Source organism: Coprobacter secundus subsp. similis, assembly GCF_015097275.1.
In the GTDB taxonomy this organism is placed as follows: domain Bacteria; phylum Bacteroidota; class Bacteroidia; order Bacteroidales; family Coprobacteraceae; genus Coprobacter; species Coprobacter secundus.
Map to the genome: position 1 here is coordinate 15,034 of NZ_AP023322.1, position 18,225 is coordinate 33,258.

Here is an 18,225-nt window from a genome sequence, read left to right on the forward strand (position 1 = left end):
ATGGAATAGTGATAAAAGATATATTGGATATAACAACATAAAAAGATAAATATATGGATCAACTTATTATCGGGGGGAGGGAGTTTACTTCCCGTCTGTTCGTGGGAACAGGAAAATTCAGCTCGAACGAGCTTATGAGGAAGGCTATTATTGCATCCGGTACACAGATGGTGACTGTTGCCATGAAACGTATCGATATGAATAATGCTGAGGATGATATGCTTGTGCATATCAATCAGAAGGATGTACAGTTGTTGCCTAACACATCGGGTGTACGTGATGCCGAAGAGGCTATTCTGGCGGCTCAGCTTTCACGGGAGGCTTTCGGGACGAATTTTCTCAAACTGGAAATACACCCTGATCCTAAGTATTTGTTACCTGACCCGGTGGAAACGTTGAAGGCAACGGAGGCGCTTGTCAAGATGGGATTTGTCGTGCTTCCTTATGTGCAGGCCGACCCTGTGCTCTGCAAGCGGCTTGAAGAGGCCGGGGCGGCAACGGTTATGCCGCTGGCTGCTCCTATCGGTACAAACAAGGGCTTGTGTACGAAAGACCTCCTTGAAATCATCATTGAACAGAGTAATGTCCCTGTGGTGGTGGATGCAGGGCTGGGAGCTCCTTCGCATGCTGCGGCGGCAATGGAGCTGGGTGCCGATGCTGTACTTGTAAATACGGCTATTGCTATTTCTCCGGACCCAGAAGCGATGGCTCTTGCTTTTAAAGAGGCGACGATTGCCGGGCGCAGGGCTTATCGGGCCGGTCTCGGTGCACAGGCACGGCATGCGGCAGCGAGTAGTCCGCTTACTTCATTTCTCGATTGATTACCTCCAATGAAAAGGACAATATGAAAACAGAAAAAACAATACGTGATGCGTATCCCGCATCTGAAAAAGTCTATGTCGACGGCAAGTTGCATGATATAAAAGTGGGCATGCGCAAGGTAAAGTTGACGGATACTGTCAAAATTGTAGACGGTAAACGCGTGGTTACGCATAATGATGATGTGTATGTATATGATACGAGCGGCCCTTATACAGACCCGGATATCGAGATTAATCTTGAAAAGGGTCTTCCGCGCTTGCGCGAAAAGTGGATTACGGCTCGGGGGGATGTGGAGCAGTTGCCACAGATTACTTCCCAGTACGGACGTATGCGACTTGCCGACCACTCTCTTGATTCTTTGCGTTTTGAGCATATGAAACCACCTTACCGGGCTAAGGCCGGCAAAGAGATAACACAGATGTACTATGCCCGGCAGGGTATTATTACGCCTGAAATGGAATATGTGGCTATACGTGAGAATCTCCAGAATGAGAAGTTGGGTATAGAGACTCATATAACGCCTGAATTTGTACGCGACGAGATTGCCGCCGGCAGGGCTATCATTCCTGCCAATATCAATCATCCGGAGGCTGAGCCGATGATTATCGGGCGTAATTTTCTGGTGAAACTGAATACGAATATCGGCAATTCGGCTCTTTCTTCAAGTATAGAAGAGGAGGTGGATAAGGCTGTGTGGAGCTGCCGTTGGGGCGGAGACACGCTTATGGACCTCTCGACCGGGGCCAATATACATGAGACTCGGGAGTGGATTATCAGGAATTGTCCTGTGCCTGTGGGTACGGTTCCTATTTATCAGGCTTTGGAGAAAGTAAACGGGGAAGTGGAAAATCTTACTTGGGAGTTGTATAGGGATACGCTTATAGAACAATGTGAGCAAGGTGTGGACTATTTCACCATACATGCGGGGGTACTGAAGGAGCATGCCGAGCTGGTCAAAGAACGGCTTACCGGTATTGTATCGCGCGGAGGGTCTATCATGACAAAGTGGTGTGTCATGCATGATTGTGAAAGTTTTCTTTATACACATTTCGATGATATTTGCGAGATACTCAAACAATATGACGTAGCTATCTCGTTGGGAGATGGCATGCGGCCGGGTTCGATACATGATGCCAATGACCGTTCGCAATTCCTCGAACTCGATGTGTTGGGACAGCTTACCCAAAAAGCTTGGGCACACAATGTTCAGGTCATTATAGAGGGGCCCGGCCATATTCCCATGCATAAAATCAAGGAAAATATGGACCGTCAGTTGAGCTCCTGCCACGAGGCTCCTTTCTATACGTTGGGACCGTTGACGACCGATATAGCTCCGGGGTATGACCATATCACTTCGGCTATCGGTGCGGCGCAGATTGCCTGGTATGGTACGGCAATGATTTGTTATGTCACGCCTAAGGAACATCTCGGACTACCCAATCGTGAGGATGTGCGTAATGGGGTCATCGCCTATAAAATCGCAGCGCATGCAGCCGACTTGGCAAAGGGGCATCCCGGTGCACAAGTGCGTGATGATGCATTGAGCAAGGCCCGTTTTGAATTCCGGTGGAAAGACCAATTCAATCTCTCTCTCGACCCTGAACGTGCCCTCGAATATTATAAAGAAGGCTCGAAACATGATGGCGATTATTGTACCATGTGTGGCCCGAACTTCTGTGCTATGCGCCTCTCGCAGGATATCGATACATGCGATATGGTCGGGAAGTCTGCTCAGGAGGGGAAATGATGTCATCTTTTCTTTTGTCGAGAAAGGGTGATGAAGAAGTAAAATTATCAAAAATAATAAGAAGATGTTTTCAGAAGAACTTGAAAAAATATCGTGGGAAAAAACTACGAACGACATCTATTCTAAAACGGCAGCCGACGTGGAAGCGGCTCTGCACAAAGAGTATCTTGATGTGGAAGACTTCAAGGCGCTTATCTCGCCTGCTGCACAGCCTTACCTCGAAGTCATGGCGAGGCTTAGTCAACAGTACACTTTGCAACGTTTCGGCAAGACTATATCGATGTTTGTGCCTCTCTATATTACAAATTCGTGTACGAACTTTTGCATCTATTGCGGATTCAATCATAATAATCCCATGTCGAGGATTATCTTGACTGAAGAGGAGATTGTGAACGAATATAAGGCTATAAAAAAGCTTGCTCCTTTCGAGAACCTGCTTCTTGTGACCGGGGAAAATCCTGCAAAAGCTGGGGTCCCCTATATTGAGCGGGCTTTGCAATTGGCCAAGCCTTACTTTTCTAATTTGCAGATAGAGGTAATGCCTCTGAAAGCGGAGGAGTATGAACGGCTTACTCATTCCGGACTTAATGGGGTGATTTGCTTTCAAGAGACATATAACAAAGCAAATTATAACATCTATCATCCTAAAGGGATGAAGTCTAAATTTGACTGGAGGGTCAATGCTTTCGACCGTATGGGACAAGCCGGGGTACATAAAATAGGAATGGGGGTACTTATCGGCTTGGAAGACTGGCGTACCGATATTACGATGATGGCTTATCACTTGCGTTATTTGCAGAAGCATTATTGGAAAACGAAGTATAGCGTCAACTTTCCGCGTATGCGTCCGAGTGAAGGGCACTTCCAGCCGAATGTCGTTATGAGCGACAGGGAACTTGCTCAGGTGACTTTTGCCATGCGTATCTTCGACCATGATGTGGATATTTCTTACTCTACCCGAGAAAGTGCCCAGTTCCGTAATAATATGGCTACGCTGGGCGTGACAACGATGAGTGCTGAGAGCAAGACCGAACCCGGAGGATATTTTACTTATCCTCAGTCTCTCGAACAGTTTCATGTCAGTGACGAGCGCACTGCCGTGCAGGTAGAAAGGGACCTTAAGGCTCTGGGTCGTGAACCGGTGTGGAAAGATTGGGATGAGTCGTTTGACCGTAAAGCTCAGCAGGCTGTATGAATCTCTCTGAACGATATAGCCGGCAAATCATGCTCGAACCTATCGGTGAAGCCGGGCAAAAAAAGCTCTCTCAAGCTTCGGTACTCCTTGTAGGGGTAGGAGGACTGGGGTCTCCTATCGCTCTTTATCTTACCGGAGCCGGTGTCGGACGGCTGGGGCTCATCGACGGGGATGTCGTTTCGGAGAGTAATCTGCAACGTCAGGTTCTCTATACGGAAGAGGAGATAGGCAGGCCGAAGGCAGAGTGTGCCCGGAGACGGTTGCAGGCTCTTTCTTCTACGATAGAGATAGATGTATATCCTTATTTTCTGACACGGGATAATGCTCTGAGTATCATACAGAATTATGATATTGTCGTAGACGGGTGTGATAATTTTGCGACGCGTTATCTTATTGACGATTGTTGCCGTGAGACCGGAAAGCCTTATGTGTATGGTACTATCGGGGAATTTCGGGGGCAAGCCTCTGTGTTCAACTACCGGGGAGGTATCGGCTATCGAGACCTTTATCCTGATGAGATGGAGCTTACTGCCAGTCCTTCTAAGCCTGGAGGTGTGTTGGGGGTAGTACCCGGTATTATCGGAAGTATAGAAGCAGCGGAAACCATTAAGATAATAACGGATAGCGGAGAGCCTTTGCGTAACCGGCTTTTTACCATTGATGTACTTACTTTGAAAACCGAGATACTTGAGTTTTGAGTGTTGTCGCTTTTCTTATAGAAAAATTCCGACACAGCTTCTTTTCTATATTTCGGAAAGAGGGGCTGTGTCGGGTTGTATATGGCACTAAGAGCAGGTTTGTATTTTCCGATAGACGGAATTCAGATGGAATTTCTTTTCGTTTTCATTGGGCAAATAGTCCCATTATTATTCTCAAAAGAAGTTCCCAAGACAGACTCGAGCAAAATTAGGGTTCTAAAGTATTACAAATAGCAGGGGTAGGGTGAACAAAAAGGGTGTCTTTCTGATTATTTAATATATAAATTCGATACGTATGAAAAAGAGTAAATTTTTGACAGAGTTCAAGCAGTTTGCCATGCGTGGTAATGTTGTAGACATGGCGGTAGGTATCATTATCGGTGCTGCTTTCGGCAAGATTGTATCTTCGGCAGTCTCAGATTTGATTATGCCGATAGTTGGTTTGTTACTGGGAGGCATCAATTTTACGGATTTGAAATTGACTTTACATGAAGCAGTAACCAATGCGGCGGGAGAGGTGGTAACCCCGGCGGTGACATTGAATTATGGTAACTTTATCCAGGTGAGTGTCGATTTCATTATTATTGCATTCGCTATATTTTTGATTATAAAATTGATAGCAAAGCTTTCAAGACAAAAGAAGGAAGAGGTTGCGGCTGCGCCTCCTGTCCCTTCGCCCGAAGTACAGTTACTTACTCAAATAAGGGACATTATGGAAAAGCAGAGCTCAGAGAAAAAATGATTTGTTTTTGGTTCGGGATGTTTAGTATTTTTTGAATGTCGAAATCGAGAGTTTTTCGTAGTATTCATTTTTTAGAGAGAGCAGTTTTGAACTTCGAAGCAGGAGTGAAGACTGTTCTCTTTCTTAATTGGTATGTTCGGGCTGTTAAATTTAGTTTTTTATGTTGTTCGTGTCAAGATTACATAGAACAATAATAGTCGTACGGGCGTTGTAGGGGTAATTGGAAACTTCAAATATTTTTGGTATGAAAACGTCTTTTTTATTTTTGGCAGAGGGTTTTGATGAGATAGAGGCTGTTGCTGTATGGGATATATTACGCAGAGCTGGTGCTGAGGTGAAGTCTGTTTCTATGACAGGAGAGAAGACTGTGGTCGGTGCACACAATGTAGCGGTGGTGTCCGATGTACTCTATGAAAGCGTAAAATCTGATGATGTTGAAGGATTCTATATTTTGCCCGGTGGGGTAGAGGGAACTAAAAATCTTTTTATGAATGATGACTTCAAAATGAACTTATTGAATCATTATAATCAGGGTCGTTATGTGGGTGCAATAGGGGAGGCTCCATCTATTCTGGGAGAACTGGACATGTTGAATGGCAAGAATGTTACGGCTCAGCCGGCTTATATGAATTTTTTGCAGGGAGCGACTTATACAGGGCTGCCTGTTGAGATTCAAGATAATGTGATTACCGGTAGAGGTGCAGGAGATTCTTTTAAATTTGCTATCGGTATAGTTTCGATGCTCAAAGGAAAAGATGCTGCCGATAAAGTATCGAAAGAGTTGCTACTGATTATGGGGTAAGATAAGATTTTTCGGGTTTTGGCAGAATAGTCCAGTTTGGAAGTGTATTATATATTACTTCCGAATTGGATTTTTGTATGATGTAATAGTCAGAAACAGAGGCGATATAAGAAAAAAGATAAAAAAAGTTCTTCAAAGATTTGTATATTATAAATAAAAAGTTTTATCTTTGCACCGCTTTTCGAGCGAGGGGAGCGAGATAGTAAAGAGATAGCGAAGAAAGACACAAGAGTATAGTTCTGGAAAAGTTCAAAAAAAGATTTGGAAAAATTTGGAGCGGAAACGAAAAAAGTTTTATCTTTGCAAAACTTTCGCGCTTCTAAGGGAGCAAGGAAATGCAAGAGGTCATTGAAAGTATTACGATAGACAGAGAGAAATGTAGAAAGAGACGGGCCCCTTTGGGAAACCGGAGGGGGTAATAGTCCACGTCAAGAGAATAAGGAAATGATACGGGCATCAGAGCAGGGGATGATATCGGCTTTTACGGGAGTAAGAAAAAGAAAAAAATAGATATTACAACGAAGAGTTTGATCCTGGCTCAGGATGAACGCTAGCGACAGGCCTAACACATGCAAGTCGAGGGGCATCAGGTATCAGCTTGCTGATACGCTGGCGACCGGCGCACGGGTGAGTAACGCGTATGGAATCTGTCTGTAACAGGGGGATAACCCGGAGAAATTCGGACTAATACCCCATGCCGCCGGTTTTTTGCATGAAAGGCCGGCGAAAGGGTAACCGGTTACAGGTGATCATGCGTTCCATTAGCTGGTTGGCGGGGTAACGGCCCACCAAGGCGACGATGGATAGGGGTTCTGAGAGGAAGGTCCCCCACACTGGTACTGAGACACGGACCAGACTCCTACGGGAGGCAGCAGTGAGGAATATTGGTCAATGGGCGGAAGCCTGAACCAGCCAAGTCGCGTGAAGGAAGACTGCCCTACGGGTTGTAAACTTCTTTTGTATGGGAGTAAAAGAGTCCACGTGTGGGCTATTGCAAGTACCATACGAATAAGCATCGGCTAACTCCGTGCCAGCAGCCGCGGTAATACGGAGGATGCGAGCGTTATCCGGATTTATTGGGTTTAAAGGGTGCGTAGGCGGCCCTATAAGTCAGCGGTGAAATGTTCCGGCTCAACCGGGAAACTGCCGTTGAAACTGTAGGGCTAGAGTCCACAAGAGGTATGCGGAATGCGTGGTGTAGCGGTGAAATGCATAGATATCACGCAGAACCCCGATTGCGAAGGCAGCATACTGGGGTGAAACAGACGCTGAAGCACGAAAGCGTGGGTATCGAACAGGATTAGATACCCTGGTAGTCCACGCCGTAAACGATGAATACTAACTGTTTGCGATATACAGTAAGCGGTACAGCGAAAGCGTTAAGTATTCCACCTGGGGAGTACGCCGGCAACGGTGAAACTCAAAGGAATTGACGGGGGCCCGCACAAGCGGAGGAACATGTGGTTTAATTCGATGATACGCGAGGAACCTTACCCGGGCTCAAACGCAGGAGGAATGCGTATGAAAGTACGCAGCTAGCAATAGCCGCCTGCGAGGTGCTGCATGGTTGTCGTCAGCTCGTGCCGTGAGGTGTCGGCTTAAGTGCCATAACGAGCGCAACCCTTATCGATAGTTACTACCAGGTGAAGCTGAGGACTCAATCGAGACTGCCAGCGTAAGCTGCGAGGAAGGTGGGGATGACGTCAAATCAGCACGGCCCTTACGTCCGGGGCGACACACGTGTTACAATGGCAGGGACAGCGAGTAGCCAGGCAGCAATGCCGCGCCAATCTCGAAACCCTGTCCCAGTTCGGATCGGAGTCTGCAACTCGACTCCGTGAAGCTGGATTCGCTAGTAATCGCGCATCAGCCATGGCGCGGTGAATACGTTCCCGGGCCTTGTACACACCGCCCGTCAAGCCATGGGAGCCGGGAGTACCTGAAGTATGCAACCGCGAGGAGCGTCCTAGGGTAATACTGGTGACTGGGGCTAAGTCGTAACAAGGTAGCCGTACCGGAAGGTGCGGCTGGAACACCTCCTTTCTGGAGTAAAAGGGAAGATATCCTCCACAAAGAACGCTCAGGCGTCCTCTTTCCGATAAATGAGACGGAGACGACCCCGTTTTTTTCTACGGTCTATTGTAACAAGATAAAAGAGAAGAAGCAGCCCGGCAGAGGGATGAATTGACAGTCCTATAGCTCAGTAGGTTAGAGCGCTACACTGATAATGTAGAGGTCGGCAGTTCAAATCTGCCTGGGACTACCAAACTGGCAGAAGTTTGGGGGATTAGCTCAGCTGGCTAGAGCACCTGCTTTGCACGCAGGGGGTCAACGGTTCGAATCCGTTATTCTCCACGAAAGAAGATCTTTGACATACTGAAAAAAGAAAAGAACAAACAAAAAACCTAGCAAACCAAGAAAGAAAGCGAACCAGGTATACATCACACCGGAGGGCCGTCGGAGAATCGGCGGCAATAGCCGGGAAAAGAAAGTAAACAAGGGCGCATGGAGGATGCCTAGGCTCTCGAAGGCGAAGAAGGACGTGATAAGCTGCGAAAAGCTACGGTAAGGAGCAAATATCCGCTGACCCGTAGATCTCCGAATGGGGCAACCCGTCGTCGCAAGGCGACACACTGCAAGTCAGTGAGCAAACGTGGGGAACTGAAACATCTCATTACCCACAGGAAAAGAAAATAACAATGATTCCGCTAGTAGTGGCGAGCGAACGCGGAAGAGCCCAAACCGTTCCTGTTTCGGCAGGAGCGGGGTAGAAGGACCGCCGATAAAGGCAAGAGCGGAGGAAGTCGAACCAATTGGAAAGTTGGATCAAAGAAGGTGACAATCCCGTAGACGAATCCGAAGCGAAGCCGAGGCGGCACCTGAGTAGTGCGGGACACGAGAAATCCTGTATGAATCCGCGGGGACCATCCCGTAAGGCTAAATACTCCCGAGAGACCGATAGCGAACCAGTACTGTGAAGGAAAGGTGAAAAGAACCTCGAACAGAGGAGTGAAATAGACCCTGAAACCATGCGCCTACAAGCGGTCGGAGCTTCTATATGGAGTGACGGCGTGCCTTTTGCATAATGAACCTACGAGTTACTTTTGTTGGCCAGGCTAAGGGCTTCAGGCCCGGAGCCGAAGCGAAAGCGAGTCTGAACAGGGCGTCATAGTCAGCAGGAGTAGACGCGAAACCAAGTGATCTACCCATGAGCAGGTTGAAGGTTGGGTAACACCAACTGGAGGACCGCACCGGTAAACGTTGAAAAGTTTTCGGATGACTTGTGGGTAGGGGTGAAAGGCTAATCAAACTTGGAGATAGCTCGTACTCCCCGAAATGCATTTAGGTGCAGCCTTCGGGTTCGAGTTGAAGAGGTAGAGCGACTGATAAGATGCGAGGGCTTCACCGCCTATCAAGTCTTGATAAACTCCGAATGCTTCAACTCAAGACCGAGGAGTGAGGGCATGGGTGCTAAGGTCCATGTCCGAGAGGGAAACAACCCAGACCATCAGCTAAGGTCCCGAAATAATAGCTAAGTTGAATTAACGAAGTAGAATTGCAAAGACAGCTAGGATGTTGGCTTGGAAGCAGCCATTCATTTAAAGAGTGCGTAACAGCTCACTAGTCGAGGAATTCTGCGTGGATAATAATCGGGCATAAGCTATTTACCGAAGCTATGGAATATGCAAATATTGGTAGGGGAGCATTCCACGGGTCGCAGAAGGCCTGTTTTGAGACAGACTGGAGACAGTGGAAAAGCAAATGTAGGTATAAGTAACGATAAAGGAGGCGGGAAACCTCCTCGCCGCAAGACCAAGGGTTCCTGATCAACGCTAATCGGATCAGGGTAAGTCGGGCCCTAAGGCGTAGCCGAACGGCGCAGCCGATGGCAGAAACGGTTAATATTCCGTTACTGAATGTAGGAGTGACGCGGAGACGGAGCAGTGACACATCCGCCTGCAGACGGAATAGCAGGTTGAAGAGTGTAGATATTGTCCCGGTAGGCAAATCCGCCGGGATAGTCGAACTTGATAGTACCGGGCGTCCTCGGACAACCGGATAGCGATGGTAATCAGACTCCCAAGAAAATCCGCTAAACATATGCTACATTCACCCGTACCCCAAACGGACACACGTGGTTGGGTAGAATATACCAAGGCGCTCGAGAGATTCACGGTTAAGGAACTAGGCAAATTGACCCTGTAACTTCGGGAGAAAGGGTCCCGACTGAAAGAAGTCGGGCGCAGAGAATAGGTCCAGGCAACTGTTTAACAAAAACACAGGGCTGTGCGAAATTGGAAGATGAAGTATACAGCCTGACACCTGCCCGGTGCTGGAAGGTTAAGAGGAGACGTCATCGCAAGAGAAGCGTAGAATTGAAGCCCCAGTAAACGGCGGCCGTAACTATAACGGTCCTAAGGTAGCGAAATTCCTTGTCGGGTAAGTTCCGACCTGCACGAATGGTGCAATGATCTGGACACTGTCTCAACCGTGAGCTCGGTGAAATTGTAGTATCGGTGAAGATGCCGATTACCCGCAACGGGACGGAAAGACCCCGTGAACCTTTACTGCAACTTAGCATTGAATTTGGGTACTTGATGTGTAGGATAGTCCGGAGGCAGAGAATTGGGTACGCCAGTATCCGAGGAGCCGCTGTTGAAATACGGACCTTTGATTATTTGAATTCTAACTCTGTATTAGAGAGGACACTGCTTGGTGGGTAGTTTGACTGGGGTGGTCGCCTCCAAAAGCGTAACGGAGGCTTCTAAAGGTACCCTCAGGCCGATTGGTAACCGGCCGTAGAGTGTAATGGCACAAGGGTGCTTGACTGAGAGACCGACACGTCGATCAGGTAGGAAACTAGAGCATAGTGATCCGGTGGTTCCGCATGGAAGGGCCATCGCTCAAAGGATAAAAGGTACTCCGGGGATAACAGGCTGATCGCTCCCAAGAGCTCATATCGACGGAGCGGTTTGGCACCTCGATGTCGGCTCGTCACATCCTGGGGCTGGAGAAGGTCCCAAGGGTTGGGCTGTTCGCCCATTAAAGTGGCACGCGAGCTGGGTTCAGAACGTCGTGAGACAGTTCGGTCCCTATCTGTTGTGGGCGCAGGAAATTTGCGAGGCTCTGACACTAGTACGAGAGGACCGTGTTGGACCGGCCGCTGGTTTATCAGTTGTTCCGCCAGGAGCACTGCTGAGTAGCTAAGCCGGGATTGGATAAGTGCTGAAAGCATCTAAGTACGAAGCCAGCCTCAAGATAAGATTTCCCTAGAGGGTCGTTGCAGACGACGACGTAGATAGGTTGCAGGTGTAAAGGCAGTAATGCCAAAGCCGAGCAAAACTAATCACCCGAGACTTTCTGTAAGGTATGATTCCGGTAGTGCCGGATACGTGGTATCGTTCTGTCGTTTGTTGGTGTTTTTCTTTTTCTTTTCTTTTTTTGTATGGCAAAAAAGAAGGCATTCAGGTGGTTATAGTGTCAGGGTTCCACCTCTACCCATTCCGAACAGAGAAGTTAAACCTGACCGCGCCGATGGTACTGCGTCACAGTGGGAGAGTAGGTAGCTGCCGTATTATAGGAGAATAGGGAGGAGAGAAGACCGCAGGGTCCTGCTCTCCTCCCTATTTTTTTCCCCTTGGAGATGCATTTCCCCCCCCTCCCCCGCGACCCGATTCCCGGACACGCCGCTACCCTTTTTTTCGGGCATTTGGATTTGTTTCTGTTTCTGTTCGGACCGGCTAAAATTTACGCTTAAACAATGAAACCCTCGGATTTCCCTACCGGATGGTAATTGATGTTCCCTGATTTTGGAGTGGGTAAAATAGACATTTAAATGCCATTGTCTTTCATGCTGTGAGTGAAAACGAAATTGGAATATATTTTGTAATATATCTATTTTTTTTGAGTGTGAATAGTGCCGGGATAGCTTTCCTAATTCCTTCTTTCGTTGTTTTACCCTGCTACTTGTGTCGAAATTTTATAGTGTTGACTTCGACTTGGGTTTGTGTGTTATTGGTTGTCAATCGTGGTAATGCCAGTGATTCCCTTTGGGGATAGAAGGCATTTTTACTTGGAAAGTATGGTGTTTGGGTAGAGATATTGAGAGATGGTGTTGCTTTTTATTTGAAAATAAGTGTTTTATGATTGTGTTATCCTCTCTTGAGAAACTCTGTAAAAAGTCAAAAACAAAAATAAATAACTTGCAATTTAAAGCTTAATGCGTATATCAATAAAAGAAAAGGTGCTTTTTTCATTCAAAAAATACGCTTTGTACAGGCTCTTTTTTAGAAATTTGATTTCAGTTTTTATATAGTCTCTGGATAGATAATTAAGGGGTGTGTACGGTGAGGGGGGATGGTTTGGGTTGGGATGTTAATTGATGGTATTGTTTTTTTGAGGTAGAGTCTGCTGAGTTTGGAGTAGCGAAGAAGCGTTTATCAAGTTTTGTTTTTTGCTTTTGATTTGGGATGATGTGCACAAGCATCACACACCTCTGGCTTTTATCAAAAGGGAGGTGTGGCGTTTTGAGAGGGGAGATAGTTCCTTTTCTTATAAGGAAGAAGTGTCCCTTGCGAATATTCGACTTATGGTAAATTTTCGGGGCGTGCCGGAAAGTGTGAGTTTATTGTACTTGTATTTGTTCTTGTTCTTTTTTATTTACTTTCTTAAAGTGGATGATGAGTGTGATAACGGCTATGACGAATGCAACGAAATCGGAGACTGGGATACTGCTCCATACTCCGTTGGTACCGAAGTAACGGGGCAATATGACGAGACAGGGAATGAGAAATAGCAGTTGCCGGGAAAGTGACAAGAATATTGATATGGGTGATTTCCCGATGGACTGGAAGAAGTTGGATATAATGATTTGACAACCTACGAAGGGGAACATCAGGCAACAGATTCTCAATCCGGTATTGGCTATGTCGGTGAGTGCTTCATTATCAGTAAACATGGCGACAATGGCGTGTGGGAATATCTCACTTAAGAGGAATCCGGTTGTGGTGATACTTACTCCGGCTATGATTCCATATTTCAGAGTGTTACGTACGCGCTGGAACTGGTGTGCTCCATAGTTGTATCCGACAATGGGCTGCATGCCTTGAGCGAGTCCCATAACTATCATGACAAAAAGGGTGAGCATACGATTGACGATACCGTAGGCTCCGATAGCCATGTCGCCACCGTAGTTTCTCAGGCTATTGTTGAGTATAATGACTACTACACAGGCGCATACGTTCATCAGGAACGGTGACATACCTATGGAAAAAATACTGATGATGATACGTTTCTGGAGTTTGTACCGCCCTTTCTGGAAGTGAATGAAGCTTTTAGGGTCGCAGAAGTGCTTGAGTACCCAAAGCATTCCGCATGTCTGGGAGAGTACGGTGGCAAGGGCTGCTCCTCTCATGCCCCAGTCGAGGTAGAAGATAAAGAAGGGGGCGATGATGATATTGGCTCCTACGGTGAGCAGGGAGGAGAGCATTGCTTTTTTGGGGTAACCGGTGGCCCGCATGATATTGTTGAGCCCGATGAAAACGAAGGCAATGGGGGTTCCCAGCAACAATACTTGCATGAAGTCACGAGCGTAAGGGAGTGTCTCGGCACTGGCTCCGAAGAAGTGGAGTATGGGGTCGAGGAAAATGAATGTGATGAGCCCGAAGCATACGGCATTGATAATGCAGAGGAGTACGACATTATGGAGTACATCAGTGGCTCGTTCTGTATTTCTCTGCCCGAGATAGATGGAACTTATAGTGGCTCCACCGACGGCTACCAGTGTACAGAAGGCGATGACAAGGTTCATCAATGGGAAGGTGATAGCCAGCCCCGTGATGCCGAGGGGACCTATACCGTGACCGATAAAGATACTGTCGATGATGTTGTACAGCGAAGTTACAGTCATACCGATGATTGCCGGAATGGAGTATTGTACTAAAAGTTTTCCAATGGGCTGGGTGCCCAATACGGTGGGTGTATTATCTGTCATAAAATTTCACAATCTTTTTACTGGTGCAAAGGTACGAATTATTTGTGTAGTCCGAAGGGTTTTGTTTATTTTGCAGCGTTAAACAAAATGAAAGGAAAGTGTATGGGGCTGAATCAGGCAGCATTGTTCGACTTGGATGGGGTCGTGGTGGATACGGAGACTCAATATTCGGTATTTTGGGGTAAGGTGGGTGAGAAGTTCCATCCGGAGATTGAGAATTTTAATTATATTATAAAAGGGAATACGCTGAATCAGATTTACGACAAGTATTTTCCGGATGAGTCTGTGAGAAAGCAGATTTCCAAAGCATTGGATTATTTTGAGAATCATATGCGTTATGAGTATATCAATGGCGTAATGGAATTTATCGGAAGCTTGAGGGTTCAGGGTATAAAGACTGCTGTTGTGACCAGCTCCAATGATATGAAGATGGGGATTTTGTATGGGGTGCATCCTGATTTTAAGGGAATGTTTGATGCTATCGTAACGGCTGATATGATTTCTAAATCGAAGCCGGACCCGGAGTGTTTTTTGCTGGGGGCGAGGTTGCTGGGTTGTGCTCCTTCGAATTGTTTTGTCTTTGAGGATTCTTTGGCGGGGTTGACGGCCGGCCGTGCTGCTGGAATGACGGTAATCGGATTATCTACCACTCATCCGGCAGAGCGTATTTCTGCTTTGGCTGACCATGTGATTGCCGACTTTTCCGGTTTTACGGTGGATGAGATGGAACAGATACGCATGGAGAGGCTGAATTGACCGGGGCAGGCTTTTGATATATAACCGCTTTTTATTTATATATCGTTATAAATCATACATACTATACGCATGATGTATAAATGTCCATAAAAAGGGTGAATTCTAAAAGTGTCACCACGATGTCACGATTTCACAAATAGGCTTATGCCAGAAGAGGTAATGGATAACATCTAATGGGGCAAACGTCTTGTTGCATGATAGGTGAAACGGAAGGACGGGGGATATAAATCTGGTAAATGTTATTCTATAAATGATTAATCATTTGTATATCATTGTAATAGCATTTTATTCAACTTGTAAAGGAAACAAAATAGGAACAAAATCAATAATTTAAGCGATTCTCCGTTTTTTTTGCTTTGCATCTGATTTCATTCTTTTTATTTGGCTGTACTGAAAGGCTTTTCAAACTATTTTTCCGACAACCGGTCGCTTTTCTGAGGATATATTGTTGGGGCGCATCGATGAATTGTTGCAGCCAAAAGAGAAAATGACAAACCTCAGTCTTGTGGGTATAATAGATGTATATCTTTGTCAGATAGCCTGTTATCTTCCTCATAAAAGCAGAAAAACATTTCTGAAAAATTCTCAAATCTGACCCGTGCAAAATTTAGACGAGAGATTCTTAAGTCTTGTGTCTGAATCATCATATAATAATATCTTTGTAATTTTGCATTATGAATTTAATTACAAAGTGAAAGGCGGTTTGATATGCATTTACAAAATACATTGTTTTTTGCGGTAATATTTGCCATAGCTGTTGGTTGTTCGCATGTCAGTAGTGAATATGGTATACTTGTTGCGCACACGTCAGAAAAATATCTTGAGGCTGGTGTCCCTGTCTGCTATTTGAATGGGCAAGGTGATACCATTGTGCCTTATGGCAAATATAAGTTCTGCCAAACTGATACCATTCGGAATATCGGTTTTGTGTATGAGAATGGACAAAACGGGCGTATTGTTTGCATAGATAATAAAGGTAAAAAGTTGTTCTATGTGTTCAAATATGATAATGGTCCCGATTATATACGGGAAGGGCTTTTTCGTATAATGGATGAAAACGGATTGATAGGTTTTGCCGATTCATTGGGGAATGTTGCCATAGAACCTCAGTTTAAGTTTGCCACGCCATTCGAGGATGGAAAATCTCAAATGGCAACAAACGGAGAGGCAGATAGCGACCGAGAATTTTGTTTTTGGAAATCTGATGAATGGCAACTTATTGACCATAAAGGGAATAGGGTAATGAGGTATAGTGGAATTAGAAGTGGAACGGACAGCCTTAAAGGATTGCAAATAGCCATATTCAACGCACAGGAGAAGGTAGTCCAAGAAATATCTTATTCCTATCCTCCGGACATCGAATTTGCCAATAATCTAAATGTTAGGATTGATTTGCAAGATGTCAATTTTGACGGAAAAGACGATATACTCATCAATCTCGGTCGATATGGCAATCAGATGGTACAATATTATGATTGCTATATGTGGAATGAGAAAGAGAAACAGTACTGTAAAGATGAGAGTTTCAAACAAATAGAGAGTCCACAGATAAATAGGAGAAGACAATGTGTATTCTCTTTATCACGTGTGTCGGCAGCATCTTACTGTTATAAGCGTTTTGAGTTTATTGATGGTCGATTTGTCAATGTTGCTACTTTAACCCAAATTTTTAAAAGTTCTGAGCAGCCTCCTCTCTTTACAGAAAAACAGTATGTAGAGGGTAAAGGCATGGTAACGTTGCACGAAAATGTTGTGGAGGATGAGATAAGTAGTGATTGGGTGTCGATTATACTAAAATAGTATAGCCGAACGACTTCGAATTTAAAAATTTTATTTCATTGTCACACATTTTCCGGCTTTTCTCGGGATTAGGGATGGAGATGGAACAGATACGTATGGAGAGGCTGAATTGATATGGTTTTGTTCTTATTGGAAGCCGATTTTTTCAATTTTAAAAATTTGTTTGTCGCACTTTGGGATAAAGGTGGGGTTTAGTGCTTGTTATTGATTTGTATTGCTGTACACAGGTGTTATACATTTGAAAAAGCAATCACAAAAGTCTAAGAAACATAGTCTCACTATTTCATTCTAGGTCGCCTATCTCGTCGTTACACACAGACACCTCAAATCAAAAGCGGTCACACAAAGTTGACAACCCTCACCTCAAAAAAACTTCTCAGCCTAATCCGCGCCTCTCACTGTAACACACCCCTTAATCCCCTCTCGAGAGGGGAAATATAACACTCAAAGCCTTTATTTTCAATTAGAAATGTCACTTTCCTTTTGAGAGGGGCTGGGTGTGTGTGATGTTTGCGCATGGCTTTTGAAATTAAAAGCGTTCACATAAAGCTGATAGATATTACCTCAAAAAAACTTCTCAGCCTAAGTTGCGCTTCTCACTGTAACACACCCCTTAATCCCCTCTCGAGAGGGGAGACACAATACTCAAGCCGCTCATTTTCAATCAAAAATGATACTCTCCGACCTCCCCTCTGGTGAGGGGAAATGTCCTGTATAATACTCTCATTTTCAAAAAGAAACAAGTGCTGAAGGCTTTCATATCGAGAGGGAAGATTTAGATTTTCTGTTTTTGAGGTGGTGTTTATTTTTGTTTTGCATGGTAGTGCTCTAACGTCATGCACCCTTCTCAAAAAGGGAAAAGGTTCCTTTTCGGGAAGGGGGAGGGGGAAATGTTAAAATTGGAATCCTTGTTCTCGGATGATTTTCAGGAAGATATCCGAGAAGTGCTCGTTGTTTGCTTTGGGATATCTTACGTCTGTGAATACCTGAGCAAGTGTTTCTTTGTTGTTTTCTGTAATGTATTTCTTGCTTTCGGGAAGGGATTCTTTTTCTGCGTATATGCGGTCTATGTCTTCGCTTGTGTAGTCTTTATATTGTTCGTCGTGTATGAGTGCTTCTGCGGGCAATCGGTCGACTTGTGCCGGAATTTCTGCGGGATATCCGACTGTAACGGTAGTGACCGGTACGACAAATTTGGGCAGGTTGAGCGCTTCGATAATCATAGGGGCGTTGTAAGTGGTGGTTCCCAGATAGCAGATACCTAACCCGCATAACTCAGCGGCTGTGCAGAATTGCTGTGCGACCAGTAGTGCGTCGATGGTGGCGGTATAGAATGACTGGAAATTGTCGTACCCGTGTTGTGCTTTGCGTAATTCGCACCACTTGATGAACCGGTTGAAGTCGGCGCAGAATGTGAGGACGACGGGAGCTGTCGTTACTGTGGGTTGGTTGAAATGTGCGGGGGCGAGCTTTTTCTTATTTTCTTCATCGCGGGTGACAATGACGCTGTACAGTTGCATATTGCCTGTTGTCGATGCTCTGAAGGCTACTTCTAATAGTTCGTTCAGCATTTTTTCAGGAATTTGGTCGTTTTTGTATTTCCTGATGGTTCGTCGCAGTTTAAAATCTTCGATAATCATATTTGTGTTTTTATTTTTAGTTTTGGTTTT

The 18,225-nt window shown here is 45.5% G+C and carries 10 protein-coding genes, 2 tRNA genes, 3 rRNA genes and 1 pseudogene; 14 read left to right on the forward strand and 2 right to left on the reverse strand.

What is annotated here, in order from left to right; translation table 11 throughout:
• Positions 1-53 precede the first annotated feature (53 nt).
• The 11 genes from Cop2CBH44_RS00075 to rrf all read left to right on the forward strand — a co-directional run bounded on the left by Cop2CBH44_RS00075 (position 54) and on the right by rrf (position 11,582).
• Positions 54-821, forward strand: a complete 768-nt coding sequence (locus Cop2CBH44_RS00075; protein WP_055100059.1) for a thiazole synthase — start codon at positions 54-56, stop codon at positions 819-821.
• Between the two features lie 23 nt (positions 822-844).
• Positions 845-2,569, forward strand: a complete 1,725-nt coding sequence (gene thiC, locus Cop2CBH44_RS00080) for a phosphomethylpyrimidine synthase ThiC (RefSeq protein ID WP_055100061.1) — start codon at positions 845-847, stop codon at positions 2,567-2,569.
• A 64-nt stretch (positions 2,570-2,633) separates the two neighbouring features.
• A complete protein-coding gene (gene thiH / locus Cop2CBH44_RS00085) occupies positions 2,634-3,764 on the forward strand; it encodes a 2-iminoacetate synthase ThiH (protein WP_021931773.1) in 1,131 nt (376 codons plus the stop codon).
• Positions 3,761-4,462: a HesA/MoeB/ThiF family protein gene (locus Cop2CBH44_RS00090; protein ID WP_021931774.1), complete on the forward strand. Its 702-nt coding sequence runs from the start codon at positions 3,761-3,763 to the stop codon at positions 4,460-4,462. Before thiH ends, Cop2CBH44_RS00090 begins: the two co-directional genes overlap by 4 nt.
• Before the next feature lie 295 nt (positions 4,463-4,757).
• The gene (gene mscL, locus Cop2CBH44_RS00095) at positions 4,758-5,204 is read left to right on the forward strand and encodes a large-conductance mechanosensitive channel protein MscL (protein ID WP_021931775.1); all 447 of its coding nucleotides are present in this window, start codon (positions 4,758-4,760) and stop codon (positions 5,202-5,204) included.
• A gap of 244 nt (positions 5,205-5,448) precedes the next feature.
• On the forward strand, positions 5,449-6,006 hold the full coding sequence (locus Cop2CBH44_RS00100) for a DJ-1/PfpI family protein (RefSeq protein ID WP_055100070.1): 558 nt from the start codon (positions 5,449-5,451) through the stop codon (positions 6,004-6,006).
• Positions 6,007-6,521: 515 nt separating this feature from the next.
• Positions 6,522-8,049, forward strand: a 16S ribosomal RNA gene (locus Cop2CBH44_RS00105).
• Between the two features lie 146 nt (positions 8,050-8,195).
• A tRNA-Ile gene (locus tag Cop2CBH44_RS00110) sits at positions 8,196-8,272 on the forward strand.
• 15 nt (positions 8,273-8,287) lie between these two features.
• A tRNA-Ala gene (locus Cop2CBH44_RS00115) sits at positions 8,288-8,361 on the forward strand.
• A gap of 130 nt (positions 8,362-8,491) precedes the next feature.
• Positions 8,492-11,372: ribosomal RNA gene (locus tag Cop2CBH44_RS00120) — 23S ribosomal RNA — on the forward strand.
• A 99-nt stretch (positions 11,373-11,471) separates the two neighbouring features.
• Positions 11,472-11,582, forward strand: a 5S ribosomal RNA gene (gene rrf / locus Cop2CBH44_RS00125).
• Together the 16S, 23S and 5S rRNA genes with 2 tRNA genes alongside form the textbook arrangement of a ribosomal RNA operon.
• Positions 11,583-12,631: 1,049 nt before the next feature.
• Here the strand turns inward: rrf and Cop2CBH44_RS00130 are convergent.
• Positions 12,632-13,999, reverse strand: coding sequence for an MATE family efflux transporter (locus Cop2CBH44_RS00130; RefSeq protein ID WP_021931589.1), 1,368 nt, complete (start codon positions 13,997-13,999; stop codon positions 12,632-12,634).
• A gap of 87 nt (positions 14,000-14,086) precedes the next feature.
• On the opposite strand from Cop2CBH44_RS00130, the gene Cop2CBH44_RS00135 reads away from it, so the two are divergent.
• The 3 genes and pseudogenes from Cop2CBH44_RS00135 to Cop2CBH44_RS16665 all read left to right on the forward strand — a co-directional run bounded on the left by Cop2CBH44_RS00135 (position 14,087) and on the right by Cop2CBH44_RS16665 (position 16,555).
• Positions 14,087-14,755, forward strand: a complete 669-nt coding sequence (locus tag Cop2CBH44_RS00135) for an HAD family hydrolase (RefSeq protein WP_044230994.1) — start codon at positions 14,087-14,089, stop codon at positions 14,753-14,755.
• A gap of 792 nt (positions 14,756-15,547) precedes the next feature.
• A pseudogene (locus Cop2CBH44_RS16415) lies at positions 15,548-15,997 on the forward strand (WG repeat-containing protein); the annotation flags it as partial.
• On the forward strand, positions 15,998-16,555 hold the full coding sequence (locus Cop2CBH44_RS16665) for an XAC2610-related protein (protein WP_407065492.1): 558 nt from the start codon (positions 15,998-16,000) through the stop codon (positions 16,553-16,555). It abuts the pseudogene before it with no gap.
• A gap of 893 nt (positions 16,556-17,448) precedes the next feature.
• Here the strand turns inward: Cop2CBH44_RS16665 and Cop2CBH44_RS00145 are convergent.
• Positions 17,449-18,195, reverse strand: a complete 747-nt coding sequence (locus tag Cop2CBH44_RS00145; RefSeq protein WP_370757165.1) for a nitroreductase family protein — start codon at positions 18,193-18,195, stop codon at positions 17,449-17,451.
• Between the last annotated feature and the right edge of the window lie 30 nt (positions 18,196-18,225).